This window comes from Jiangella alba, from assembly GCF_900106035.1.
Lineage (GTDB): Bacteria > Actinomycetota > Actinomycetes > Jiangellales > Jiangellaceae > Jiangella > Jiangella alba.
Genome location: NZ_FNUC01000003.1, coordinates 635,337 through 658,151 on the forward strand (window position 1 = coordinate 635,337; position 22,815 = coordinate 658,151).

The 22,815-nt window shown below is 73.8% G+C and carries 20 protein-coding genes; 10 read left to right on the forward strand and 10 right to left on the reverse strand.

Annotated elements, in window-relative coordinates; genetic code table 11:
- Positions 1-17: 17 nt before the first annotated feature.
- Complete coding sequence (locus BLV02_RS05645) at positions 18-407, reverse strand: globin (protein WP_069113159.1); 390 nt, start codon at positions 405-407, stop codon at positions 18-20.
- Between the two features lie 117 nt (positions 408-524).
- On the opposite strand from BLV02_RS05645, the gene BLV02_RS05650 reads away from it, so the two are divergent.
- Complete coding sequence (locus tag BLV02_RS05650; protein ID WP_069113160.1) at positions 525-956, forward strand: OsmC family protein; 432 nt, start codon at positions 525-527, stop codon at positions 954-956.
- A 123-nt stretch (positions 957-1,079) separates the two neighbouring features.
- Here BLV02_RS05650 and BLV02_RS05655 read toward each other — a convergent pair whose 3' ends face one another.
- From BLV02_RS05655 to BLV02_RS05670, 4 genes are all read right to left on the reverse strand, one after another.
- Complete coding sequence (locus tag BLV02_RS05655; protein WP_069113161.1) at positions 1,080-2,237, reverse strand: hypothetical protein; 1,158 nt, start codon at positions 2,235-2,237, stop codon at positions 1,080-1,082.
- Between the two features lie 63 nt (positions 2,238-2,300).
- Positions 2,301-3,392 carry a mechanosensitive ion channel family protein gene (locus tag BLV02_RS05660; protein WP_245737739.1) on the reverse strand — a complete coding sequence of 364 codons (1,092 nt, stop codon included), beginning with the start codon at positions 3,390-3,392 and terminating at the stop codon, positions 2,301-2,303.
- A gap of 5 nt (positions 3,393-3,397) precedes the next feature.
- Entirely contained in the window at positions 3,398-5,512 is a 2,115-nt protein-coding gene (locus BLV02_RS05665) for a prolyl oligopeptidase family serine peptidase (RefSeq protein ID WP_069113163.1), read from the reverse strand.
- 9 nt (positions 5,513-5,521) lie between these two features.
- Entirely contained in the window at positions 5,522-6,130 is a 609-nt protein-coding gene (locus BLV02_RS05670) for a GNAT family N-acetyltransferase (RefSeq protein ID WP_171906814.1), read from the reverse strand.
- Between the two features lie 77 nt (positions 6,131-6,207).
- On the opposite strand from BLV02_RS05670, the gene BLV02_RS05675 reads away from it, so the two are divergent.
- From BLV02_RS05675 to BLV02_RS05690, 4 genes are all read left to right on the forward strand, one after another.
- Complete coding sequence (locus BLV02_RS05675; protein ID WP_069113165.1) at positions 6,208-6,750, forward strand: GNAT family N-acetyltransferase; 543 nt, start codon at positions 6,208-6,210, stop codon at positions 6,748-6,750.
- 156 nt (positions 6,751-6,906) lie between these two features.
- Positions 6,907-7,608 (forward strand): hypothetical protein, encoded by a 702-nt coding sequence (locus tag BLV02_RS05680; protein WP_069113166.1) that lies wholly within the window; start codon positions 6,907-6,909, stop codon positions 7,606-7,608.
- Positions 7,605-9,347 carry a DNA polymerase Y family protein gene (locus BLV02_RS05685; protein WP_083288934.1) on the forward strand — a complete coding sequence of 581 codons (1,743 nt, stop codon included), beginning with the start codon at positions 7,605-7,607 and terminating at the stop codon, positions 9,345-9,347. The genes BLV02_RS05680 and BLV02_RS05685 overlap by 4 nt, the downstream gene beginning before the upstream one ends.
- 11 nt (positions 9,348-9,358) lie before the next feature.
- Complete coding sequence (locus BLV02_RS05690; RefSeq protein WP_069113167.1) at positions 9,359-12,763, forward strand: error-prone DNA polymerase; 3,405 nt, start codon at positions 9,359-9,361, stop codon at positions 12,761-12,763.
- A gap of 9 nt (positions 12,764-12,772) precedes the next feature.
- On the opposite strand, the gene BLV02_RS05695 is transcribed toward BLV02_RS05690, so the two are convergent.
- Positions 12,773-13,771 (reverse strand): zinc-dependent alcohol dehydrogenase, encoded by a 999-nt coding sequence (locus tag BLV02_RS05695; RefSeq protein ID WP_069113168.1) that lies wholly within the window; start codon positions 13,769-13,771, stop codon positions 12,773-12,775.
- Positions 13,772-13,846: 75 nt separating this feature from the next.
- Between BLV02_RS05695 and BLV02_RS34915 the strand changes: the two genes are divergently transcribed.
- Positions 13,847-15,490 carry an alpha/beta fold hydrolase gene (locus BLV02_RS34915; RefSeq protein ID WP_083288935.1) on the forward strand — a complete coding sequence of 548 codons (1,644 nt, stop codon included), beginning with the start codon at positions 13,847-13,849 and terminating at the stop codon, positions 15,488-15,490.
- Between the two features lie 6 nt (positions 15,491-15,496).
- Here the strand turns inward: BLV02_RS34915 and BLV02_RS05710 are convergent, their stop codons facing one another.
- Positions 15,497-15,817, reverse strand: a complete 321-nt coding sequence (locus tag BLV02_RS05710; RefSeq protein ID WP_069113169.1) for a hypothetical protein — start codon at positions 15,815-15,817, stop codon at positions 15,497-15,499.
- A gap of 62 nt (positions 15,818-15,879) precedes the next feature.
- On the opposite strand from BLV02_RS05710, the gene nucS reads away from it, so the two are divergent.
- Complete coding sequence (nucS, locus tag BLV02_RS05715) at positions 15,880-16,569, forward strand: endonuclease NucS (RefSeq protein WP_069113170.1); 690 nt, start codon at positions 15,880-15,882, stop codon at positions 16,567-16,569.
- A 9-nt stretch (positions 16,570-16,578) separates the two neighbouring features.
- Here nucS and BLV02_RS05720 read toward each other — a convergent pair whose 3' ends face one another.
- Positions 16,579-18,501 (reverse strand): hypothetical protein, encoded by a 1,923-nt coding sequence (locus tag BLV02_RS05720; RefSeq protein ID WP_069113171.1) that lies wholly within the window; start codon positions 18,499-18,501, stop codon positions 16,579-16,581.
- Positions 18,498-18,752, reverse strand: a complete 255-nt coding sequence (locus BLV02_RS05725) for a hypothetical protein (protein ID WP_069113172.1) — start codon at positions 18,750-18,752, stop codon at positions 18,498-18,500. Before BLV02_RS05725 ends, BLV02_RS05720 begins: the two co-directional genes overlap by 4 nt.
- An 85-nt stretch (positions 18,753-18,837) precedes the next feature.
- Between BLV02_RS05725 and lpdA the strand changes: the two genes are divergently transcribed.
- Complete coding sequence (lpdA, locus tag BLV02_RS05730) at positions 18,838-20,238, forward strand: dihydrolipoyl dehydrogenase (protein ID WP_069113173.1); 1,401 nt, start codon at positions 18,838-18,840, stop codon at positions 20,236-20,238.
- A gap of 22 nt (positions 20,239-20,260) precedes the next feature.
- Positions 20,261-20,887, forward strand: coding sequence for a histidine phosphatase family protein (locus BLV02_RS05735; protein WP_069113174.1), 627 nt, complete (start codon positions 20,261-20,263; stop codon positions 20,885-20,887).
- A 9-nt stretch (positions 20,888-20,896) separates the two neighbouring features.
- Here the strand turns inward: BLV02_RS05735 and BLV02_RS36305 are convergent, their stop codons facing one another.
- The gene (locus tag BLV02_RS36305) at positions 20,897-21,433 is read right to left on the reverse strand and encodes a hypothetical protein (protein ID WP_171906815.1); all 537 of its coding nucleotides are present in this window, start codon (positions 21,431-21,433) and stop codon (positions 20,897-20,899) included.
- A gap of 180 nt (positions 21,434-21,613) precedes the next feature.
- Here BLV02_RS36305 and BLV02_RS05745 point away from each other — a divergent pair, with 180 nt between their 5' ends.
- A complete protein-coding gene (locus BLV02_RS05745; RefSeq protein WP_069113176.1) occupies positions 21,614-22,792 on the forward strand; it encodes a polysaccharide pyruvyl transferase family protein in 1,179 nt (392 codons plus the stop codon).
- Positions 22,793-22,815: the final 23 nt, after the last annotated feature.

Below are 22,815 nucleotides of genomic sequence, written 5' to 3' on the forward strand. Positions count from 1 at the left end.
CGGGCGACCCGCCGCCGTCAGTCCTCGAACGTGTTCACCATGGAGTGAGCCGCCCGCTCGAGGTAGTCCCACAGCGTGTCGCGGTAGACGGGCGGCAGGCCGAGCTCGTCGACCGCCGTGCGCATGTGCAGCAGCCAGCGGTCCCGCGCCTCGGGGTTGACCTTGAACGGCGCGTGCCGCATGCGCAGCCGGGGGTGACCGCGCTGCTCGGAGTACGTCGTCGGGCCGCCCCAGTACTGCTCCAGGAACAGCAGCAGCCGCTCTTCCGCCGGGCCGAGGTCCTCTTCGGGGTACATCGGCTTGAGCAGCGGGTCGGTGGCGACGCCCTCGTAGAAGCGGTGCACGAGCTTCGCGAACGTCTCGTGGCCGCCGACGGCGTCGTAGAAGTTGTCCAGGCGCGTGGTCACCCCTCCATCGTCGCCGTCAGGTGACCCGAGATGCAAAGTGCCCCTGGCCACACATCCGCGACGGGGACAGGGAAGGATGGACGACGGTCGCTCACACGTCGTATGAGAGGAACGTTCATGGCAACGACCCGCACCGCCACCACGCGCTGGGAAGGCTCGCTGTTCGAGGGCGCCGGTCGCGTCACGCTCGACTCGTCGGGGCTGGGCACGTACGACGTCACCTGGGCCTCGCGTGCGGAGACGCCGGACGGCAAGACGTCGCCGGAGGAGCTCATCGCGGCGGCGCACTCGTCCTGCTTCTCGATGGCGTTCTCGAACGGCCTCGCGAAGGCCGGCACGCCGCCCACGTCGCTGGAGACCTCGGCGGATGTCACGTTCCAGCCGGGTGAGGGCATCACCGGCATCAAGATCACGGTGCGTGGCGTCGTCCCGGGCATCTCGAGCGAGGACTTCGTGGCCGCGGCCGAGGACGCCAAGGCCAACTGCCCGGTGAGCAAGGCGCTGACCGGCACGACCATCACGCTCGACGCGGCTCTGGCCGACGCCTGAGACGCACGGCCGGGAGGGGTGCACCACGATCGATCCGACCGTGGTGCACCTCCGCGGCTGCACCCGGGCTTCAGAGCCGGGTGACTGGCAACGCGTGAGGTGCCCGCTGACGCGTTCGGGCCGTCAGTACGGCCCGGGGTTCCGGCGAGACAGGGCGAACGCCCGGCTCGTGACCGGTAGCAGTGCGACGACGACGGCGCCGATCCACAGCACCAGCGCCACGATCGGCAGCGCGACGTAGCGCCCCGCGCCGTTGCCGGCCAGATCGATGACCCCGACGACGTACGCGATGATCACCAGCCCGCCGACGCCCACCAGGAGCCAGCGGGCGAACGCGAGCTTGAACAACAGAACGACGGCGAACGTCAGGGTCGTGCAGGCGACGGTCATCGAGGCCGACACCGCGAAGTCGATGTTCCCCGTGATGTCGCCGGAGAACGCCAGCCCGACCAGCGCCGCGATCATGCCCAGGCCCGGTGAGCCGAACCAGTTGGTCAGCGCGATGATCAGCGTGAGCAGCCCGCAGGCCAGGAACAGCGCCGCCGTCAGGTAGATCGGCATCGCCGTGGCCGGCCGCTGCTGCGCGGGCGGATAGGGCGCGTAGCCGTACGGCTGCTGCCCGGGCGGCGCGTAGTAGGCCGGCTGCGGCGGGTAGCCGGGCTGGGCCTGCTGCGGATACCCGGGCGGCGGTGCGTAGCCGGGCGGCGGTGCGTGCCCGGGCGGCGGCGGGTATCCGGGCGGCGCCGCGTAGCCGGTCTGCCCCGGCGGGGGATACGGCTGGCCGGGCGCGTAGCCCGGTGGGGGCGCGTAGCCCTGCGGCGGGTAGCCCGGCGGCGGGTACGCGGCCGGCTGGCCCGGCGCGACCTGGCCGTGTGCGACCTGGCCCTGGGCGTGCTGCGGGTGATATCCCAGCGGCGGCGCCTCGGGTGACGACGTGCCGGGTGACGGCGTGCCGTGCGGCGCCGTGGCGGACGGTGCCCCCGCGGACGGTGCCGCCGCAGCCGGCGCGTCGGACGGCGGTGCTGTGGCGCCCGGTGCCGTGGCGCCCGGTGGCGTGGCGGCCGGTGGCGTGGCGGACGGTGCGGCCGCGGCCGGTGCTCCCGCCGGCGACGGCGCGTCGGGGACGGCGTCGAACGGGCCGGTGACGGCCTCGCTCGGCTGGACGGCCGGGTCGGGCGCCGCCTGCGCCGGTGGCGAGGTGGACGGTGGACTGGGGTGGTGGTCCGGGGGCGGGCCGTCGGGATGGCCCAGGCCCCGCGGAGTCTCATCGGGTTCTGTCACGGCGGAACCGTAGTCGACCCGCGGGCGTCCTCGCAGGCAGACGCGCGGCCGGCCCGGCGCCGGTCAGGACTCCTGCGGCGGCACGACCGGCGGCGCGGCCGACCCAGCGGACGAGGCCGACCCGGCGGACGAGGCCGACCCGGCGGACGAGGCGGGCGGCGGGTTGGTCGGATCGCCGGCCCCGCCGACCCCGCCCGCCGGCGTCTCCGTGGCGACCGGCAGCGTGAGCCGCTCCGCGTCGAACCGGCGCTTGATGCGTTCGCGCAGCTCCCGCGCGACCCGCCACTGCTCCAGCGGCTTGGTCTTGATGACGACGCGAATGAGGACGCCGTCGGCGGTGAGGTCCTCGACGCCCCAGACCTCGGGGGGTTCGAGGATCAGCTCGGCCCACCGGTCGTCGGCGGCGAGGTCGTGGACGACCTGTTCGAGCAGCCCCTTGGCCCGGGCGACGTCGGCGTCGAGCGGGACGTGGACGTCGAGCAGCGCCCGCGACCAGCCGTAGGACGAGTTGCCGACGCGCACGATCTCGCCGTTGCGGACGTACCAGACGGTGCCGTCGACGGAGCGCAGCCGGGTGATGCGCAGGCTGACGGCCTCGACGGTGCCGACGGCGTGGCCCATGTCGACGACGTCGCCGACGCCGTACTGGTCCTCGAGCAGCATGGCCGCGCCGGCGAGGAAGTCTTTGACGAGGTTCTGCGCGCCGAAGCCGAGCGCCACCCCCAGCACGCCGGCGGACGCGAGCACCGGCCCGACGGCGTAGCCGAGCATCTCCAGCGCCGTGACCACGGCGATGGCGCTGATCAGCACCGTCGTGATGCTGCGCAGCACCGAGCCCATGGTCTCGGCCCGCAGCGCCCGCCGTTCGGAGTACGCCCCGGCGCCGCCGAACACGATGCGGGCGGCCCGGGCGGACCCGAGGACGGCCTTCGGCGGCTCCTTCTCGACCGTGCGGCGGACCATGCGGTTGATGAACTTGTGCAGCAGGTACCGCGCGGCGACGGCGATGATGACCAGGCCGGCCAGCCGCAGCGGGACGTCGAGCAGGACGTCGCGCCACCATTCGGCGGAGTACTGCTCGGCCTCGGTGACGTCGGGCGCGGCGACGATGCCGGCCGTGCTCAGGACGCCGCCCGCCGCGAGCAGGCCGACCATCGGGATCACCGTGCCTCCAGCCCCAGCTGCGCGGCGAGGAAGCCGAGCTGGTCGGCGCTGAGGTCGACGGTGCGCGAGACGGCCCGGGCGCCGTGCCCGACGTTGGCCTCGGCGCGCAGCAGGACGGGCCGCGTGGCGGGGTCGCCGGACGTGGCGGCCTGCAGGGCGGCGGCCATCTTGCGCGCGTGCAGGGTGTCGACGCGGCTGTCGCCGTCGAACACGGTGAACAGGACGGACGGGTACTCGACGCCGTCGCGGACGTGGTGGTACGGCGAGTAGCCGAGCAGCCAGCCCAGCTCGACCGGGTCGGCGGCGGTGCCGTACTCGTCGTTCCAGGTCTCGCCCAGCCCGAACTTCTCGTACCGGACCATGTCGAGCAGCGGCGCGGAGCAGACGACGGCGCGGTACAGCTCGGGCCGCTGGGTCAGCGCGGCCCCGACCAGCAGGCCGCCGTTGGACCCGCCGAAGATCGCCAGCTGGTCAGGCGTCGTCCAGCCCTGGTCGACGAGGTACGACGCGGCCGCGGCGAAGTCGTCGAACACGTTCTGCTTGTTCTCGCGCATGCCGTCGCGGTGCCACTGCTCGCCCTCTTCGGAGCCGCCGCGCAGGTTCGCGACGGCCCACACGCCGCCGGCCTCGACCCAGGCCAGGATGCTGGCGGAGTAGGCCGGGGTGAGCGCGATGTTGAAGCCGCCGTAGCCGTACAGGACGGCCGGCCGCGGCGCCCGCGCGGCGTCGCCGGCCGGCGACACGATGACCATGCGCACCTCGGTGCCGTCCTTCGACCGGTACGTCACCTGCTCCGACCGCACGGCCGGGACGTCGACCAGCCCGGGCGCGTCGGCGTACGTCGACACCGCGCGGGTGCGGGCGTCGTAGTGCAGGACGCGCACCGGCACGGTGTGGTCGGTGTAGCCGAACCACGCCTCGTGCCCGCCCTCGGGCCGCTCGGACAGCCCGCCGGCGCTGCCGATGCCGGGCAGCTCGAGCGTGTGCAGCGCGTCGCCGGTGGCCAGCGCGTGCGCCGTGACCTCGGAGACCGCGTGCCGCGTGCGCGCCGCCAGCAGCACCGGGGCGTCGAGCTCGGCGCCGTCGAGCAGCGCGAAGTCCTCGAGCACCGCCTCGGGGTCCTCGGGCAGGAGGTCGCGCCAGTGTTCGGGCTCGGGTGTCGTGGGGTCGGTGACGGCGAGTCGGCCGCGCGGCGCCCCGAGGTCGGTCCACACGTAGAGGCGGCCGTCGCGGCCCACGTGCAGGCCGGTCTTGGCGTCCTGGCCGACGACGACGGGGCGCAGCTCGGGCCGCTCGGGGTCGGCGTCGCGGAGGTCGGCCAGCCAGACGTCGTTGCGCGGCGCGGTGCCCTGCGCGGCGCTGACCGTCAGCCAGCGGCCGTCGCGGCTGACCGAGACGCCGTAGTAGTTGGTCTTCTCCATGCCGGCGCCGAAGATCTCGACGTCGCCGGCGGGGTCGGTGCCGAGCCGGTGCAGGTAGACGCGGCGGTGGAACTGGTCTTCATCGGCCGGGACGGAGCCCTTCGGCAGCCGGCGCACGTAGTAGAACGCCTCGCCGCCGGGCAGCCAGGCGACCGGGGAGTAGCGGGCGCGGTCGATGGGGCCGTCGACCACCTCGCCCGTCGCGACGTCGAGGACGCGCAGTACCGACTCCTCGGTGCCGCCCTCGGAGACCTGGTACGCCAGCAGCGCGCCCTCCTTGGACGGCTGCCAGGCGTCGAGCGTGGTGGCGCCGGACGGGTCCAGCGCGACAGGGTCGACCAGCGCCCGCTCGGCGCCGCCGGGGTCGACGGTGAGCAGCACGGCGTGCTCCTGGTCGGGCGTGCGCCGGGTGTGGAACACGCGGTCGCCGCGCCACGCCGGGGTGCCGACGGAGCCGGCCCGCAGCAGCTGCGTCAGCCGCGCGGCGAACGCCGGACGGGCCGGCCAGCCGGCGCGGTGCTCGTCGAACAGCACGCGCTGCGCCTTGGACCACGTCTGCGTGACGGGGTCGTCCTCGGGCTCGAGCGCGCGGTACGGGTCGGGCACCGTGATGCCGTGCAGCACGTCGGCGTCGTCGCCGCGCGGGGCGGAGGGATACGGCTGCGGGGGAGTCGATGCGTCCAAGGCCACCCTCCGACCTTACTGACCCCCTCGGACCGGCTCGCGCCACATGGCCGTCAGGGTGGGGCCGCCGGGCAGGACGATCTCCCTGGCCGGGCGGAATCCGTACCGCTCGTAGATCGCGACGTTCTCAGGCGCCGACGACTCCAGATACGCGGGCAGCCCCTGCGCGTCGGCCCGTGCCAGCCCGTCGCGCAGCAGCGCGCCGCCCACGCCCCGTCCGGGCCGCGCCACCCCGAGCGTCTGCAGGTACCAGTGCGGCGGCGACGCCGGGTGCGCGTCCTCGATGACCCGGAACGACCGCAGCGCCGCCGGCAGCCCCGTCCCGAACGCCCGCAGCAGGTACCGGCTGTAGCGCAGCGTCGGCCAGAACCCCGGCGGGCGGGCGCCCGGCAGCCCCCACAGCGCCGCCCCGGCGATCTCGCCGTCGGCCACCGCCACCCACGACCCCTGCGGGCTGAGCAGCGTCTCGAACGCGAACAGCGCGGTCAGCCGCTTGCGGTACCGCGTCGACGGCACGACGAAGCGCATCATCGGGTCGGCGTCGAACGCCTCGGCCAGCACCCGCGCGACGGTGCCGACGTCGGAGCGCAGCGCCTGCCGGACGACGTGATTCGAAGGCTGCACCACTTGATCATGCGCCATGACGGAGCCCGCTGTCAGGGGTGGCCGGAGACGCGACGGGTTGCGTAGGTTCATGCTGCATGGAGGGTCGTGAAGCTGACGAGCCGGCGGTTCGCGGCGCCGAGGTGGCCGACGCCGACGCCATCGCGGCGGTGCACGTGGCCGGCTGGCGGCGGGCGTTCGCCGGAGTCGTCGACGCCGGGTTCCTGGCCGGGCTGGACGTCGGGCCCCGGGCGGCGGTGTGGCGCCGGCTCATCGCGGAGCCCGATCCGCGCTCGACGGTGCTGGTCGCCGTCCGCTCCGGCCACATCGCCGGGTTCTGCGCCGCCGGCGCCTCCCGCGACGCCGACGGTTCGGCCGGCGTGGGCGAGGTGTACGCCATCTACGCCGACCCCGCCCAGCTGGGGACCGGGGTCGGGCGTGCGCTGATGACGGCGGCACTGGAGTTCCTCCGGGCCGAGGGCTTCACCCGGGCGACGCTGTGGACGCTCGAGGGCAACGCGCTGGGCCGGGCGTTCTACGACCGGTCCGGCTGGGCGCTCGACGGCGCGCGCCAGGTCGAGCAGGTCGGCCCCGACCGGCTCGCCGAGGTCCGCTACGCCCGCGAGCTGCCCGGACCGTAGCCGGCGGGTTGGCCCCGCGGCAGGCCGCCGACGCGATGGCTGGCGGTTCGGTGGGGTCATAGCGCCACCGAACCGCCAGCCATGCGAGCTTCAGCCGCTCGCGCTCGGTCTGCGATCGACTTGACACCTCTCGAACATGTGTTCGACGATGGACGGGTGACGGTTCGCGGGCGCGACCAGGCCGAAGCGGCGCTGGCCAGAGCGGGTTTCGCCGTCCAGCCGGTCGAGCTGGTCGCGGTGCTGCCGGCCCTGCGCACGCTGCTCGGCGGACTGCGCCGGGGGCACGTGGTCGCGGTCGACGGCATGGGGGCGCTGCCGCTGGCTCTGCTGGCCGGGGCCACGGCGGCCGGGGCGTGGACGGCGGTGGTGGGGCTGTCCGAGTTCGGCGTGCTGGCGGCGGCCGGCCTCGGCGCCGACCTCGGCCGGGTGGTCGTCGTCGAAGAGCCGGGGGCGCAGTGGGCCGAGGTGGTGGCGGTGCTGCTCACGTCGGTCGAGGTGGTGCTGGTGCGCCCGCCGGTCCAGGTCGGCGGGCAGCTGTCCCGGCGGCTCGTCGCGCTGGCGCGGCGGCACGGGACGGCGCTGGTGTGCGTCGGCGACTGGGAGGGCGCGCAGACCCGGCTGCGGGTGGCGTCGTCGCTGTGGGTGGGCCCCGAGCACGGCCGCGGCCACCTGCGCGGCCGGCGGGTGAAGGTCGAGGCGTACGGACGGGGCGCCGGCGCGCGGCCGCGGTCGGCGTGGCTGTGGCTGCCCGGGCCCGACGGCACGGTGTCCGGCGCCGACCTCGAAGCGCTGGAGACCGCTGATCGGGCGAGTGCGGCCGGGCCGGCGGGCCCGGCCGGCCTGGAGGTGGCCGGATGAGCCGCCGGCGGGTGCTGGTCGTGTGGTGCCCGGACTGGCCGGTGGTCGCCGCCGTGGCCGAGGGCGACGTCGGCCGGGGCAGCGACCAGGGCGGCGGCAGCCAGGGTGGCGGCGGCCTGGGTGGTGGCGGCCTGGGTGGTGGCGGCCTGGGTGGTGGCGGCCTGGGTGGTGGCGGCCGAGGCGGCGGCCAGGGTGGTGGCGGCCGGAACGGCGCTGCCCAGGGCAGCGGTGGCCGAAGCGACGCCGGCCAGGGCGACGCGCCGGTCGTGGTGCTGGCCGCGAACGCCGTCGTCGCCTGCAACGAGGCTGCCCGGGCCGAGGGCGTCCGCCGCGGAATGCGCCGCCGCGACGCCCAGTCGCGCTGCCCCGAGCTGATCCTCGTCGACCACAACCCCGACCGCGACGCCCGGGTGTTCGAGCCGGTGCTGGTGGCGGTCGAGCAGCTGCGCCCGGGCGTCGCGCCGTTGCGGCCGGGGCTGCTGGCGGTGCACGCGCCGGGCCGGTTCTACGGCGGCGAAGAGTCCGCGGGCGCGCTCATCGCCGAACGGCTGGTCCGGGCCGGCGTGTGGGACTGCCGCATCGGCATCGCCGACGACCTGTTCACCGCCGAGCGGGCGGCGCGGCAGGCCGGTCCGCAGGAGACGCTGGTGGTCGAGGCGGGCGGGTCGGCGGCGTTCCTGCGCGGCCTCCCGGTCGGGGTCATCGACGACGACGAGGTCGCGGGCCTGCTGCGGCGGCTGGGGCTGCAGACGCTCGGCGACTTCGCCCGGCTCGACCACGACGACGTCCAGGCGCGGTTCGGCGGCTACGGCGCCAAGGTGCACCGGCTGGCCCGCGGCGAGGACGCGTCCCGGCTCGGCGCCCGCACGCCGCCGCCCGACCTCGAGTGTCAGGTCCGGTTCGAGCCGCCGCTCGACACCGTCGAGGCCGTCAGCTTCAGCGTCCGCCAGAGCGCCGACCGCTTCGTCGCCCAGCTGGCCTCCCGCGGGCTGGTCTGCACCGAGGTGCTGATCGAGGCCGAGTGCGACCACGAGATTGCGTCGTCGCGGGTGTGGGCGCACTCGCGCTGGTTCAGCGCGGCCGACCTCGTCGACCGCGTCCACTGGCAGCTGCGTGGCCAGTTGCGCGGCGCCCAGGGCGTCACGAAACCGGTCGAGCTGGTCCGGTTCGTCCCCGACACCGTCGAGCCGGCCGCCGCGCACGCCGCCGCGCTGTGGGGCGGCGGCACCGACGAACGGGTCGAGCGGGCGGTCGCGCGGGTCCAGGGCATGCTCGGCCCGCACGCCGTCACCGTCCCGGCGGTGCAGGGCGGCCGCGCGCCGGCCGACCGCCAGGCGCTGGTCCCGTGGGGCGAGCGGCCGGTCGGGCTGCGGCCGGACGACCTCCCGTGGCCGGGCAGCCTCCCGCCGCCGGCGCCGGTGCGGGTCTACGCCGAGCCGCGCCCGGCGACCGTCGTCGACGACCGCGGGCAGGTGGTGTGGGTGAGCGAGCGCGGCGTGGTCAGCGCCCCGCCGGCCCGGTTCCGCACCGCACCCGGCGCCGGCGGCGCCGCGCCCGGACCCACCGGCGACGGCTGGCACCCCATCGGCGCGTGGGCCGGTCCGTGGCCGGTCGACGAGCTGTGGTGGGAGCACCCGGCCGGCTGGGTGGCCCGGTTCCAGATCGTCGGCGTCGACGGCCGGGCCTGGCTGATGACCTGCGCCGACGACGGCTGGTACATCGAGGCCGCCTATGACTGAGGGGGCCTGACATGGGGTGGAACAACCCGCCGATCCCGTGGGGCGAGCTGGAGCGCCGGTTGTCCGACCGGCCGACGGTGCCGCCCGAGGACGGCCCGGGGTCGCGCAAGCGCAAGCCGTACAAGCGCAAGGCCGAGGTGGTCCGGCCGGACGAGCCGGTCGTGCCGTACGCCGAACTGCACGCGCACAGCAACTTCAGCTTCCTCGACGGCGCCAGCGGGCCGGACCGCCTGGTCGAGGCCGCCATCGAGCTGGGGCTGCACGGGCTGGCGCTGACCGACCACGACGGCTTCTACGGCGCGCCGCTGTTCGCCGAGATCGCCCAGAAGTACGCCGCCGAGAACCTGCGCACCATCTACGGCGCGGAGCTGTCGCTGGGCCTCGACGCGCCGCAGAACGGCGTCCCCGACCCCCGCGGGCAGCACCTGCTCGTGCTGGCCCGCGGCGTCGAGGGCTACCACCGGCTGGCCGGCGCCATCACCGACGCACAGCTGAAGGGCGAGGAGAAGGGCAAGCCCGAGTACGACCTCGACGCTCTCGCCGACACCGGTCGCGGGCACTGGCTGGTGCTCACCGGCTGCCGCAAGGGCGCCGTCCGGTCCGCCCTGGCCGCGCGGGGCCCGGCGGCGGCCGCGGCCGAGCTGGACCGGCTGACCTCGCTGTTCGGGCGCGAGCACGTCGTCGTCGAGCTGTTCGACCACGGCCATCCCAGCGACGACGACGTCAACCGGCTGCTGGCCGGCCTCGCCGCCGACCACGGGCTGCCGGTCGTCGCCACCAACAACGTCCACTACGCCGACCCCGGCGACCACCGGCTGGCCTCGGCCATGGCGGCCATCCGGGCCCGGCGCAGCCTCACCGAGATGAACGGCTGGCTGCCGGCGTGGGGCGCGGCGTCGCTGCGCACCGGACGCGAGATGGCCGACCGGTTCGCCGGCTACCCGGGCGCCGTCGCGCGCTCCGTCGAGCTGGCCGGCGAGCTCGCGTTCGACCTGCACAAGGCCAGCCCGCGGCTGCCGAAGGAGCACATCCCCGACGGCCACACCGCGATGACGTGGCTGCGCATCCTGGTCGACCGCGGCTTCCAGCGCTACTACCGCGGCGTGAAGCACGAGCGGGCGGCCCGCGAGCGCGTGGACTACGAGTTGAAGATCATCGACAAGAAGGACTTCGCCGGCTACTTCGTCATCGTCCACGACATCGTGGCGTTCGCCCGCGACGAAGGCATCCTCTGCCAGGGACGGGGCTCGGCGGCGAGCTCGGCGGTCTGTTACGCGCTCGGCGTCACCGCCATCGACCCGGTCTTCCACGACCTGCCGTTCGAGCGGTTCATCTCCGTCAACCGCGACGAAGAGCCCGACATCGACGTCGACTTCGATTCCGACCGGCGCGAAGAGGTCATCCAGAAGGTCTACGAGTGGTACGGCCGGCGCAACGCCGCCCAGGTCGCCAACGTCATCAGCTACCGGCCGAAGATGGCGGTCCGCGACGCCGCCAAGGCGCTGGGCTACTCGCCGGGCCAGCAGGACGCGTGGTCGAAGCAGACCGACAGCTGGTCCGCGGTCGCCGGCCAGGACGTCGCCGACCACGAGATCCCCGCGCCCGTCGTCGACCTCGCCAACCAGCTCATGCGCGCGCCGCGGCACCTGGGCATCCACTCCGGCGGCATGGTCCTGACCGAGCGGCCCATCGGCCAGGTGTGCCCCATCGAGTGGGCGCGCATGGAGAACCGCACCGTCCTGCAGTGGGACAAGGACGCCTGCGAGTCGATGGGGCTGGTCAAGTTCGACCTGCTCGGGCTGGGCATGCTGAGCGCCCTCAACCACGCGTTCACCATGATCGCGGGGCACCTCGGCGAGGCGTGGGAGCTGCAGAGCGTCCCCAAGGAGGAGCCGGCGGTCTACGACATGCTCTGCCGGGGCGACTCCATCGGCGTGTTCCAGGTCGAGAGCCGGGCCCAGATCGGCACGCTGCCGCGGCTGCGGCCGCGCAAGTTCTACGACCTCGCCATCGAGATCGCGCTGATCCGCCCCGGCCCGATCCAGGGCGGCGCCGTCCACCCGTACATCCGCCGTGCCACCGGCAAGGAGAAGCCCAGCTACGTCCACGACGACCTGCGCCCGGTGCTGGAGCGGACCCTCGGCGTGCCGCTGTTCCAGGAGCAGCTCATGGGGATGGCCATCGCCGTCGGCGACTGCACCCCCGACGACGCCGACCTGCTGCGCCGGGCCATGGGCTCCAAGCGCGGCATCGAGCGCATCGAGAGCATCAAGGAGAAGCTGTACAAGGGCATGGCCAAGCGCGGCATCACCGGGCCCGACGCCGACCAGCTCTACGCCAAGATCCTCTCGTTCGCGAACTTCGGCTTCGCCGAGAGCCACGCGCTGTCCTTCGCCAAGCTCGTCTACGTCAGCTCGTGGCTCAAGCTGCACTACCCGGCGGCGTTCCTGGCCGCGCTGCTGCGGGCCCAGCCGATGGGGTTCTACTCGGCGCAGTCGCTGGTGCACGACGCCCGTCGGCACGGCGTGCGGGTGCTGCGCCCCGACATCGCGTCCTCCGGCGCCGTCGCCGGTCTCGAGCCCGACGGCGACGCCCGGCCGGGCGGGCGGGCCGAGTGCCTGGTCCCGGAGCACGAGCCGGCCCCGTGGGTCGACGGCACGCCCGACCCGACGCCGCAGCACCGCCGCGACACCGGCTTCGCGGTCCGGCTCGGCCTCGACTCCGTCCGGGGCATCAGCAAGGACGCCGCCGAGGCCATCGTCGAGGCCCGCGAGGAGCGGCCGTTCCGCGACCCCACCGACCTCTCCCGCCGGGCCGGCCTCGACGCCCGGCAGCTGGAGGCGCTGGCCACCGCGGGCGCGTTCGACGGCTTCGGCCTCACTCGCCGCGAGGCGCTGTGGAAAGCCGGCTACGTCGAGACCGCCGGCCAGCTGGAGGCCGTCACCGCCACCCCCGCTCCGCCCGTGCTGCCGGGGATGAGCGACGTCGAGCTCACCCTGGCCGACCTGTGGGCCACCTCGATCTCACCCACCGGCCACCCCATCGCGCACCTGCGGCCGCTGCTGCGCAGCGAGGGCATCCTCGCCGTCGAGGACCTCGCCACCGCCGAGCCGAACCGCCGGGTCACCGTCGCCGGGGTGGTGACGCACCGGCAGCGGCCCGGCACCGCGGGCGGCATCACGTTCCTCAACATCGAGGACGAGACCGGCATGCTCAACGTCGTCTGCGGTGGCGGGCTCTGGCAGCGGCACCGGCGGGTGGCCCGCAACGCCGCCTGCATGATCGTCCGCGGCATGCTGGAGCGCAAGGACAACGTCATCAACCTGGTCGCCGACCGGCTGGCGTCGCTGGAGGAGCTGCACCCCGAGGCCGCCCGCGCCCTGCACGCCCGCCACCGCTCCCGCGACTTCCACTGACCCGCGTCGTCAGCCGGCCGTCCAGTCGACCACCGCGCCGACGACCGAGCGGTCCCCGTCGTCCAGCCGGTCGTACAGCGCCGGCAGGTCGCCCGGCGCGATGCGGTCGGTGATCACGGGCGCCAGCGACAGCCGCCCCCGGGCGACGCACTCGAGGAGGTACCGCAGCGAGCGCTGCACCGACCACCCGCCGACGTCGTCGCCGTCCCGCCACGGATGGTTGGCACAGCCGACGATCCGGATGCCGTCGTAGTGGAATCTCGCCGGGAAGCTCAGCAGCTGCCGATGCAGCGCGGCGCCGGTCTGCTCGTCGGGCAGGTCGCGGTACACGCCGAGCACCGAGATGCGGCTGCCGCGCCGGCACACGCGCGCGGCGGTGTCGAGCCCTCGCCACGCCCCACTCGTCTCGACCACGAGGTCGATGCCCTCGGGCGAGTCGCGCAGCACGTCGTCGGCCAGGCCCGGATCGCGCCCGTCCCAGGTGCGCAGGCCGAGGCCGGCGGCGAACCGGAGACGGTGGTCGTCGGCGTCGACCGCATGGACCCGGGCGCCGCACGCCGTGGCCACCAGCGCCGCGCACAGTCCGACGACACCCAGCCCGACGACCGCCACGTTCTCGCCGGCCGCGTATTCGCCGGCGTGCAGGCAGTACAGCCCGAGACTGGCGAGGTAGCACAGGACCGCATCGTCGAACGGCACCTCGTCGGGCACCGGGACGACGCGATGCGCGGGCACGATCGCCGCGTCGCCGTGCGGTGCCGCCGCGAAGACGCGCTCGCCGGGCCGGACCGCGGTGACGCCCGCGCCCGTCTCGAGCACCCGGCCGGCCGCGAGGTAGCCGGGGTCGTCCATGAAGCCACTCGGCCCGGACCGGTACGCGTGCAACTCGCTGCCGGCGCTGACGGCCGTGAGCTCGATGCCCACCAGCACCTCGCCGGCGCCGGGCCGCGGTGTCGCGGTCTCGCGCAGCTCGAGACGCCGTTCACCGGTGATCGTCCATCGCCTCATGCGCGCATCCCCTCCGTCGTTCGGAGTCAAGACGGAACGGCGTTCCATGTCAACGCCACGGGGTAGCGTCGGGGCGTGCCGACCTATCGCGCCGACGACGCCACGACACTGCACTACGACGAGCTGGCCGGGGCGGGCGCCGAGGGCCCGCCGGTCGTCGTCCTGGCCGGGGGAGCGGCCCGGCATCCCGTGTACCTGGGCGACCTCGCCGGGCTGGCCGAGCGGCACCCGCTGGTGATCCCGCACCTGCGCGGCGTCGGGGCCTCACCGGCGCCGGACGAGCCGGAGGCGGGCTCGTACTGGCGGCAGGCCGACGACGTCGAGGCGTTGCGCCGGCACCTCGGCCACGACCGCCTGCTGCTCGCCGGGCACTCCGCCGGCACCCGGCTGGCCGTCGCGTACGCCGTCCGGCACCCGGAGCGGCTGGCGGCGTTGCTGCTGGTCACGCCGCCGTCGACGCACCTGGTGGAGGTGCCGCCGGACGCCGGGGCGATCGCCGCGCGCCGCACCGACGACGCGTTCACGCAGGCGTGGGCGGCTCTGCAGGCCGGTCCGTCAGCGCCGGACGGCGACGGGTTCGGCGACTGGCAGCACCGGGTCGCGCCGGCCGGCTACGCGCACTGGGGCCCGGCCGAGCAGGAGCACGCGACGCAGGGCGGCTGGGACCTCGCCGCCGGCCGCGCCTACTTCAGCGTCGACCCGCCCGCCGACCTCGCCGCGCGACTCGCGTCCGTCACGGCGCCGGTCCTCGTGGTCGCGGGCACCGACGACGCCATGACCGGGTTCGCGCCGGTCGCCGCGCTGGCCGAGCGGTTCCCGGCCGGCCGGGTGGCCGTCGTCGAGGACTGCGGCCACTATCCGTGGGTCGAGCGGCCGGTCGAGTTCCGCGCCGCCGTCGACGCGTTCCTGGACGACGTCGTCGAGATCCCGCTGCTGGGCGGCGACGTCAGCGACGGTGTCGTCCGCGTCGGCGCGACGGTCCGGCGGCACCCTGGGCGCGCCGCGGCCGCCGTCCACGCCTACCTGCGGCACCTCGAAGCGGCCGGCTTCCCGTACGCGCCGCGCTTCCTCGGGTTCGACGACCGCGGTCGCGAGATCCTCACCTTCCTCGACGGCGAGATGGGCGGGCGGCCGCTGGCGCCGTGGGCCGTCACCGACGACGCGCTGCGCGAGATCGCCGTCATCCAGCGCCGCCTGCACGACGACGCCGCCGGCTTCACGCTGCCCGACGGCGTCGCCTGGCCGGTGGGCGTCGAGCTGCCCGGCGTGCCGTCGCTGTTCGACGCCCCGGACGTCGTCGGGCACAACGACCTCACCTTCGAGAACACGATCTTCGTCGGCGGACGGCCGGCCGGCATCATCGACTTCGACCTCGCCGGGCCCACCACCCGGCTGCTCGACGTCGTCACGACGCTGCGGTACTGGGCGCCGATGGCCGATCCGGCCGACCGCGACCCCGCCCTGCGCGACGCCGACGCCGGCCGGCGGATGCGCATCTTCGCCGACGCCTACGGGCTCGACGACGACCGTCGCGCCGCCCTCCTCGACGTCGCCGACCGCCGCTACACCCGGGTCTGGCACGTCATGAAGCACCGCGCCGAGACCGACGGCGGCGGCTGGGCCCGCATGTGGGAGGGCGGCGCCGGCGACGCCATCAGGCGGGCGCACGACTGGTTCCGGGCCGAGCGCGACACGCTGGCCGCGGCGCTGACCGGCTGAATGCCGTCAGCACAGCACCTCGGCGCCATTGCGGTGCAGATGACCGCAGATCAGGCTCAGGCCCCACTCCAGCTGCGCGATGCGTTCATGGATGTCCTCGGTCGGCCATGACGGCGCGTCGAATCCCAGCTGCCGCTCGATCTCGTCCAGCCGGGCCGTGTCGTCGAGACCACCTGGCCGGCCGGCGTCGTCCGCCCGCACCCGCAACTCGCCGACGGCCGCCTCCAGCTCGTCGATGCGGTCGCTCTGCCGCTGGAGGGCGACCGCCCCCAGCGCGATGACGGCCAGCAGGACGAGACCCAGCGCCAGCAGTGCTTTCCGTTCCATGACCGCCCCCCGCACCTCGATGTGCGTGTGCTCCGCACGGTACGCCGTCTAGAGTTCTGGCGGTGAGGATCGTCATCGCGCGCTGCCAGGTCGACTACGCCGGCCGGTTGACCGCCCACCTCCCGCTCGCCACCCGCGTCATCATGGTGAAGGCCGACGGCAGCGTGCTGGTCCACTCCGACGGCGGCTCGTACAAGCCGCTGAACTGGATGAGCCCGCCGTGCACGCTCACCGTCCGCGACCCCGAACCGGACGAGGACGGCGTCGCCGCGGTGTGGACGGTGCAGAACGGCAAGACCGACGACCGCCTGGTCATCAGCCTGCACGAGATCCTGCACGACTCCAGCCACGACCTCGGCGTCGACCCCGGCCTGGTCAAGGACGGCGTCGAGGCGCACCTGCAGGTGCTGCTGGCGGAGCAGGTCGAGACGTTCGGGTCCGGCTGGCGGCTGGTGCGCCGCGAGTACCCGACGCCGATCGGCCCGGTCGACCTCCTCTGCCGCGACGAGCAGGGCGTCGCCGTCGCCGTCGAGGTGAAGCGGCGCGGCGAGATCGACGGCGTCGAGCAGCTGACCCGCTACCTCGACCTCCTCAACCGCGACCCGCTGCTCGCCCCGGTGCGCGGGGTGTTCGCGGCCCAGGAGATCAAGCCGCAGGCCCGCACGCTCGCCGTCGACCGCGGCATCACCTGCCTCACCGTCGACTACGACGCCCTCCGCGGCGTCGACGACCCCACGTCGCGGCTGTTCTGACCGCCGCCGTCAGGCCCGGCCCAGGAACGTCTGCGCCCCCTGCCAGCCGCTGTCCCAGGCGTCCGTGCCGGCGTCGGCCATGTCGTCCAGGGCCGGGACGCTCTGGACCCACTCCATGAACTGCCGGCGCAGCTCCGGGTCGCCGTAGATCTGGTCCATCGGCAGCAGCTCGCCGTACTCACCCTTGATCGCGTCCGGCGCGGAGTCCATCACGTGCGCCTCGGGCGTCGAGCCGACACCGTTGCCGATCATCGCGTGCACCGTCATGTACCAGCGCAGTTGTGCCGCGTCGGTGTTCTCGGCGATGACGGCGCCCTCGGTGTTCGTGCTGTTCGCCCACTGGTCGAGCTTCCCGCCGACGCCCTGGTGCAGCAGCCAGAAGCCGACGCCGGGGGGCAGCACCGTGCCGGTGCCCTCGGTGAAGATCTTCGCGACAGCGCCCTTGCGGGCCTTCTCCCGCTCGTCGAAGTCGGCGGCGAACTCACGCTGGCCCTCGAAGTACAGCGTGGCCGCGGCGCCGAACAGGCTCATGACGTCGTTCACCCGGTTGCCGCCGTCGGCCTTGTCGGCGGCGATCGCGTCGGCGAGGGAGCCGTTGTACAGCGACTCGACCGCGACCTCGAACGGCGCGGAGTACTCGATCTGGTCCTGGAAGCCGCCGAGGAAGCGGTGCACGGCCCGCGGGCTGAGGTAGAAGTCCGGGCTCAGGCCCGTGCCCTGGGGGAAGTCCTCCGGCCGCACGTCCATCGACGAGCCGCGGTCGCCGGACAGCTCGCCGCCGTCGATGAACGAGCCGGCCACCATCTCGTCGACGTACGCCGCCGCGATGCGGGCGGTGGAGTCCTTGATCGCCGGCGGGATCTGCTCGTGGTCGGCCGAGCCGGTGATGAACTCGAACGCCAGCGCCGCCTGCTCCGGCGTGTGCTCGGTGTTCGGCGGGTCGCCCTGCGACCCCGTGGCGGCCTCGATGGCCAGGCCGAAGCTGTCGGCCAGGTCGGCGCGCTGGGCCGGGTCGCCCGCCGCCGCGTAGACGCGGTGCGTCATCTCCTTGGCCGAGATGTCCTGCTCGGACAGCACCTTCGTGGCCAGCCCGGGGTACCGGGCGAGAGTGTTGAAGGCCAGCGCGGTGATGTCCTCGGTCAGGCCCACCGCGGTGTCGCCGTCGCCGAGGGTCTTGGTGGAGATGTTGTTCGGGTCGGCCCAGTCCTTGGCGGAGAACGCGTCGAGCGCCGTCCCGTTCACGGTCTGCTCGACGAACGCCTGCTGGCCGGAGAAGTCGCCGTACTGCAGCAGCGCCAGCCGGCCCCAGGCGACCTGCGGATCGTCCGTCGCCAGCCCGAACTCGCTGAACGCGCCCATGCCCTCGGGCGGGGTCTCGTCCATCATCGCGGTGCCCAGGCCGATGCTCAGCAGCTTCAGGTACTGCTGGGCGTTCTCGCCGACGCCGGACTCCGGCATGCCCATGGACGCGGCCAGCCGGGCCGCCATCTCCGGGCCGAGCTCCGCGTAGAACCCGGCCATCGCGTCCGGGTCGTAGACGATCTGCTCGAGCTCCTCCATCATGTCCGCGTCGACCTCGCCGGCCTCCTTGACCCGGGTGGCGAGGTCGCGGCCCTGCCGCTCGGCCAGCCCCGGCTCGAGGTCGGTCGTCGCGTTCTCCTCGATCTGGACCATGGGCGCGTTCGGCTGCTGGTGCTGGATCGCCCGCGCGAGACCCAGCCGGCGCTGCGTCTCCTGCAGCGCCGACTCGACCCATTCGTGCACGACGGCGAGGTCCTCGAAGCCGGTCGACGTCACGTCCAGCCGGTTCATGTCCGCCCGGACCGAACGCTCGGTGGTGTAGCCGAGGAAGTCGTCCATCTCACGCCGGGCGATCTGCAGCTTGGCGACGAGGTCCTCGAGGCCGGTCACCGAGACGGAGGAGAACGTCATGCCGGCGGCTCCTCCGCGGGGGCCGCGGACACGGCGGCCGCGATGTCGGCGACGATGGCGTCGGCGCCCTTCTGCAGGACGCTCTTGTGGATGTCCAGCGAGGTGCCGAAGCCGTCGGCGCGGGTGCCGGTCCACGCCTCGCCGGACGCCATGACCGACAGCGGCCCGTCGAGTGCCGCCTTGAGATCGCCGATGATCCGGCCGACCTGGATCTGCAGCCGTTCGAGGTCGGCGCGCGTGGTGTCGTTCACAACGTCCCAGTGAATACCGAGGTGGATTCACATCGGCTTCACGACTGTGTCATCGCAGCGCGACGGGGCATCTAGGCTGTCCATCATGAGTGCGCACTTCGATGTCGTCGTCCTGGGCGCCGGTCCCGGCGGGTACACCGCGGCCGTCCGTGCGGCCCAGCTGGGCAAGTCCGTCGCCGTCGTGGAGTCCAAGTACTGGGGCGGCGTCTGCCTCAACGTGGGCTGCATCCCGAGCAAGGCGCTGTTGCGCAACGCGGAGCTGGCCCACATCGTCAAGAACCAGGCCGACACCTTCGGGCTGGTCTTCGAGGGCGAGGTCAAGGCCGACTACTCGAAGGCGTACGAGCGCAGCCGCACCGTCGCCGACGGCCGCGTCAAGGGCGTGCACTACCTGATGAAGAAGAACAAGATCACCGAGTTCGACGGCTGGGGGACGTTCACCGACGCCACCACGCTCGACGTCCGCCTGAACGACGGCGGCAGCGAGACGGTGACGTTCGAGCACTGCATCGTCGCCGCCGGCGCCACCACCCGGCTGCTGCCCGGCACGTCGCTGAGCTCCCGCGTCGTCACGTACGAGGAGCAGATCCTCGAGAGCGAGCTGCCGCGCCGCGTCGTCATCGCGGGCGCCGGCGCCATCGGCGTCGAGTTCGGCTACGTCATGGCCAACTACGGCGTCGAGGTCACCATCGTCGAGTTCCTCGACCGCATGCTGCCGCTCGAGGACCCCGAGGTCTCCAAGGAGCTGGCCCGCCAGTACAAGAAGCTCGGCGTCGACGTCCGCACCTCCACCCGGGTCGAGTCCATCGACGACTCCGGCGACTCCGTGCGCGTCACGGTGTCGTCCGGCGACAAGCAGGAGGTCATCGAGGCCGACAAGGTCCTCCAGGCCATCGGCTTCGCCCCGCGCGTCGACGGCTACGGCCTCGACAAGACCGGCGTCCGGCTCACCGAGCGTGGCGCCATCGAGGTCGACGACCACCTGCGCACCAACGTGCCCAGCATCTACGCCATCGGCGACGTCACCGGCAAGCTGCTGCTCGCGCACGCCGCCGAGGCCATGGCCGTCATCGCCGCCGAGACCATCGCCGGCGCCGACACCATGCCCGTCGACTACGCCATGATCCCGCGGGCCACCTACTGCCAGCCGCAGGTCGCCAGCTTCGGCTACACCGAGGAGCAGGCCAGGAAGCTCGGTCACGAGGTCAAGGTCTCGAAGTTCCCGTTCATGGCCAACGGCAAGGCGCACGGCCTCGGTGACCCCGTCGGCTTCGTCAAGATCATCGCCGACGCCGAGCACAACGAGCTGCTCGGCGCCCACCTGATCGGCCCCGACGTCACGGAGCTGCTGCCCGAGCTCACCCTGGCCCAGCTCTGGGACCTCACCGCCGACGAGGTCGGCCGCAACATCCACGCCCACCCGACGCTGTCCGAGGCGGTCAAGGAAGCCATCCACGGCATCTCCGGCCACGCGATCAACATCTAGCCACCGCGGACGACGGCGGCAGATGAGGACCATCCACGTCGTCACCCACCCCGAGGCCACGCACCACGTCGACGGCCTGGTGGGTGGGTGGTTCGACTCGGAGCTGACCGAACGCGGCGTCCGGCAGGCCGGGGCCATCGCGGACGTCCTGGCCGACCGGCTGGGCGCGGCGCCCGAGGTGTACTCGTCCGACCTGCGCCGCGCCCGGCGCACGGCGGAGATCGTCGCGGGGCGGCTCGGCGCGGACCTGACGATCGACGCCGGCCTGCGCGAGAAGTCGTACGGCGAGGCGGGCGGCAAGCCGCAGGCGTGGCTGGACGCCCGCTTCGTCCCGCCGCCGCGCGACGGCGAGCGCCTGCGCCACGACGAGGGCGTGGCGGGCGCCGAGACGCAGCTGGACCTCGCCGTCAGGGCGTACGCGGCGATGGAGCGCGTGCTGGCCTCCGCCGCCGAGGAACAGGTGATCGTGACGCACGGCGGCACGGCCACGTATCTCGTCGCGGCCTGGATCGGCATGCCCCTCGACGCCGCGGGCCGGGTCCACTTCCGGGTGTCGTCCGGCGGCATCAGCCTGCTGCGCGAGGACGACCGCTACCACAGCCGCCAGCTCACCCGGCTCGACGAGACCGGCCACCTCGACGGCTGGTGAGGTCGCCGCTCAGTCCTCGATCTTCTGCTCGATCTCGTCCGTCACGACGCCATCGGCGCAGCGCAGGCGGACCTCGACCTCGACCGCGTCGCTCTCGAACGTGATCTTCGGGTGGTCGTCGGCCGCGTCGTCGTCGGGGTCGGCCTCGTAGCCCTGGGCCGGGCTGACGGCGAGGATCTGGACGGTGCCGTCGGCGTTGCACTGCGCGGTCACGGTGCCGGCGCCGAGCGCGTTGACGACTCGCGCGCGGGCGGCCGGCGGCGGCGTGGCCGGGGGAGTCGAGGACGGCGCCGCGGTCGGCTCGGCGGACGGCGTCGCGGGGTCGGTCGCGCCGGTCGACGGGCCGGTGGGCGCACCGGTGGGGCCGGTGGTGGGCGCGGCGAGACGCTGCTCGACCTCCGCCTGGGTGAGCGGGTCCTGGCTGGAGCCGAAGATGTCGCTGCCGATCATGCCGACCGCCGCCATGCCGACCGCCGTCGCCCCGGCCGCGGCGGCGAGCCACAGCAGCACGCCGGTGCCCACCCGCACGACCCTCGGACTCGTCATGGCCCCACTATGCCCGGCACCCGGGTTAAGGGACGGCTAAGGCGACCTCAACGGACGCCGGTGCGACCGGCCGTGGCGGCCCACCCGTGCGATTCGCGGTTGAACAGGCCATCTCCTCGTCCGGCCCGGCCCTTGTTAGGTTCGCACACCATCGGTTCGGCGGAATCGAAGAGGAGCGCCATGAAGGTCGGGATCATCACCCTTCCGCTGAACGTCAACTACGGCGGAATGGTCCAGGCATTCGCCCTCAGGCGGGTGCTGGAGCGGCAGGGCCACGAGGTCTGGTTCATCGACCGGGACGGCTGGCCGAGATTCCCGCCCGCGCGCAAGCCGCGCGGCTACGTCGACGGCATGCGCACGTCGCGCCGGCTCGGCGGGACGGTCTCCCTCCGCGGCATGAGGTCGCGCGACGACCTGGTGCGCCGGACGCGCGCGAACACGCAGCGGTTCGTCGACGAGTTCGTCGGGCCGGCGGTCGCGATGGCCGACCTGACCGCGTCGGACGGGTTCGAGGCGCTGGTGGTCGGGAGCGACCAGATCTGGCGGCCGGCCTACGAGATCGTGGCGCCGCACCCGTTCGAGAGCGTCTTCTTCTCGTTCGCGGAGCACTGGGACGTGAAGCGGTTGTCCTACGCCCCGTCCTTCGGCGTCGACGAGTGGGAGTTCTCCGAGCGCCAGACCCGGCGCTGTGCCGAGCTGCTCCAGCGCTTCGACGGCGTCTCGGTACGGGAGCAGAGCGGGGTCGCGCTGTGCCGCGACCACCTGGGGGCCGACGCCGAGCAGGTGCTCGATCCGACGATGCTGCTCGAACCCACCGACTACGCGGACGTCATGGGCGACGACGCGGCAGGCGGCGAGGGGCGGGTCTTCACCTACGTCCTCGACCCCGGCGACGACAAGGACCGAGTGGTCGGGAAGGTCGCGGCGTTCACCGGTGCGGAGGTCACCGGCATCGAGATCGGCAAGGTCGCCGAGCGGCTGAACTACGCCGTCCCCATCGCCGTCGAGACGGACGGGCCGCACCGGACGACGCTCGATTCGATCGTGGTGCCGCCGGTGGAATCGTGGCTGCGCGGGTTCCGTGACGCGAGCTTCGTCGTCACCGACTCCTTCCACGGCAGCGTCTTCGCGATCCTCTTCCGCAAGCCGTTCGTCGTGTACGCCAACGGCAGCCGCGGGCGGACGAGGTTCACGTCGCTGCTGAGCCTGTTCGGGCTGGAGGACCGGCTGATCACGTCGTCCGGCGAGCTGAGCGCCGAGAAGCTCGCCGGCGGGATCGACTGGACCGAGGTCGACGAGGTGCTGGGCCGCGAGCGCGACCGGTCCCGCCGCTTCCTGGAGCGCGCCCTCGGCGGTTAAGGGAGGGCTAAGGCGACGTCAAC

Excerpts from the sequence above, each read along its gene's own strand:
- BLV02_RS36305 (WP_171906815.1), bottom strand. The coding sequence starts at position 21,433 with ATGACGAGTCCGAGGGTCGTGCGGGTGGGCACCGGCGTGCTGCTGTGG.
- BLV02_RS05685 (WP_083288934.1), top strand. The coding sequence starts at position 7,605 with ATGAGCCGCCGGCGGGTGCTGGTCGTGTGGTGCCCGGACTGGCCGGTG.
- BLV02_RS05675 (WP_069113165.1), top strand. The coding sequence starts at position 6,208 with ATGGAGGGTCGTGAAGCTGACGAGCCGGCGGTTCGCGGCGCCGAGGTG.
- BLV02_RS05735 (WP_069113174.1), top strand. The coding sequence starts at position 20,261 with ATGAGGACCATCCACGTCGTCACCCACCCCGAGGCCACGCACCACGTC.
- lpdA (WP_069113173.1), top strand. The coding sequence starts at position 18,838 with ATGAGTGCGCACTTCGATGTCGTCGTCCTGGGCGCCGGTCCCGGCGGG.
- BLV02_RS05650 (WP_069113160.1), top strand. The coding sequence starts at position 525 with ATGGCAACGACCCGCACCGCCACCACGCGCTGGGAAGGCTCGCTGTTC.
- BLV02_RS05695 (WP_069113168.1), bottom strand. The coding sequence starts at position 13,771 with ATGAGGCGATGGACGATCACCGGTGAACGGCGTCTCGAGCTGCGCGAG.
- BLV02_RS05690 (WP_069113167.1), top strand. The coding sequence starts at position 9,359 with ATGGGGTGGAACAACCCGCCGATCCCGTGGGGCGAGCTGGAGCGCCGG.
- BLV02_RS05710 (WP_069113169.1), bottom strand. The coding sequence starts at position 15,817 with ATGGAACGGAAAGCACTGCTGGCGCTGGGTCTCGTCCTGCTGGCCGTC.
- BLV02_RS05745 (WP_069113176.1), top strand. The coding sequence starts at position 21,614 with ATGAAGGTCGGGATCATCACCCTTCCGCTGAACGTCAACTACGGCGGA.
- BLV02_RS05720 (WP_069113171.1), bottom strand. The coding sequence starts at position 18,501 with ATGACGTTCTCCTCCGTCTCGGTGACCGGCCTCGAGGACCTCGTCGCC.
- BLV02_RS05660 (WP_245737739.1), bottom strand. The coding sequence starts at position 3,392 with ATGGTCGGCCTGCTCGCGGCGGGCGGCGTCCTGAGCACGGCCGGCATC.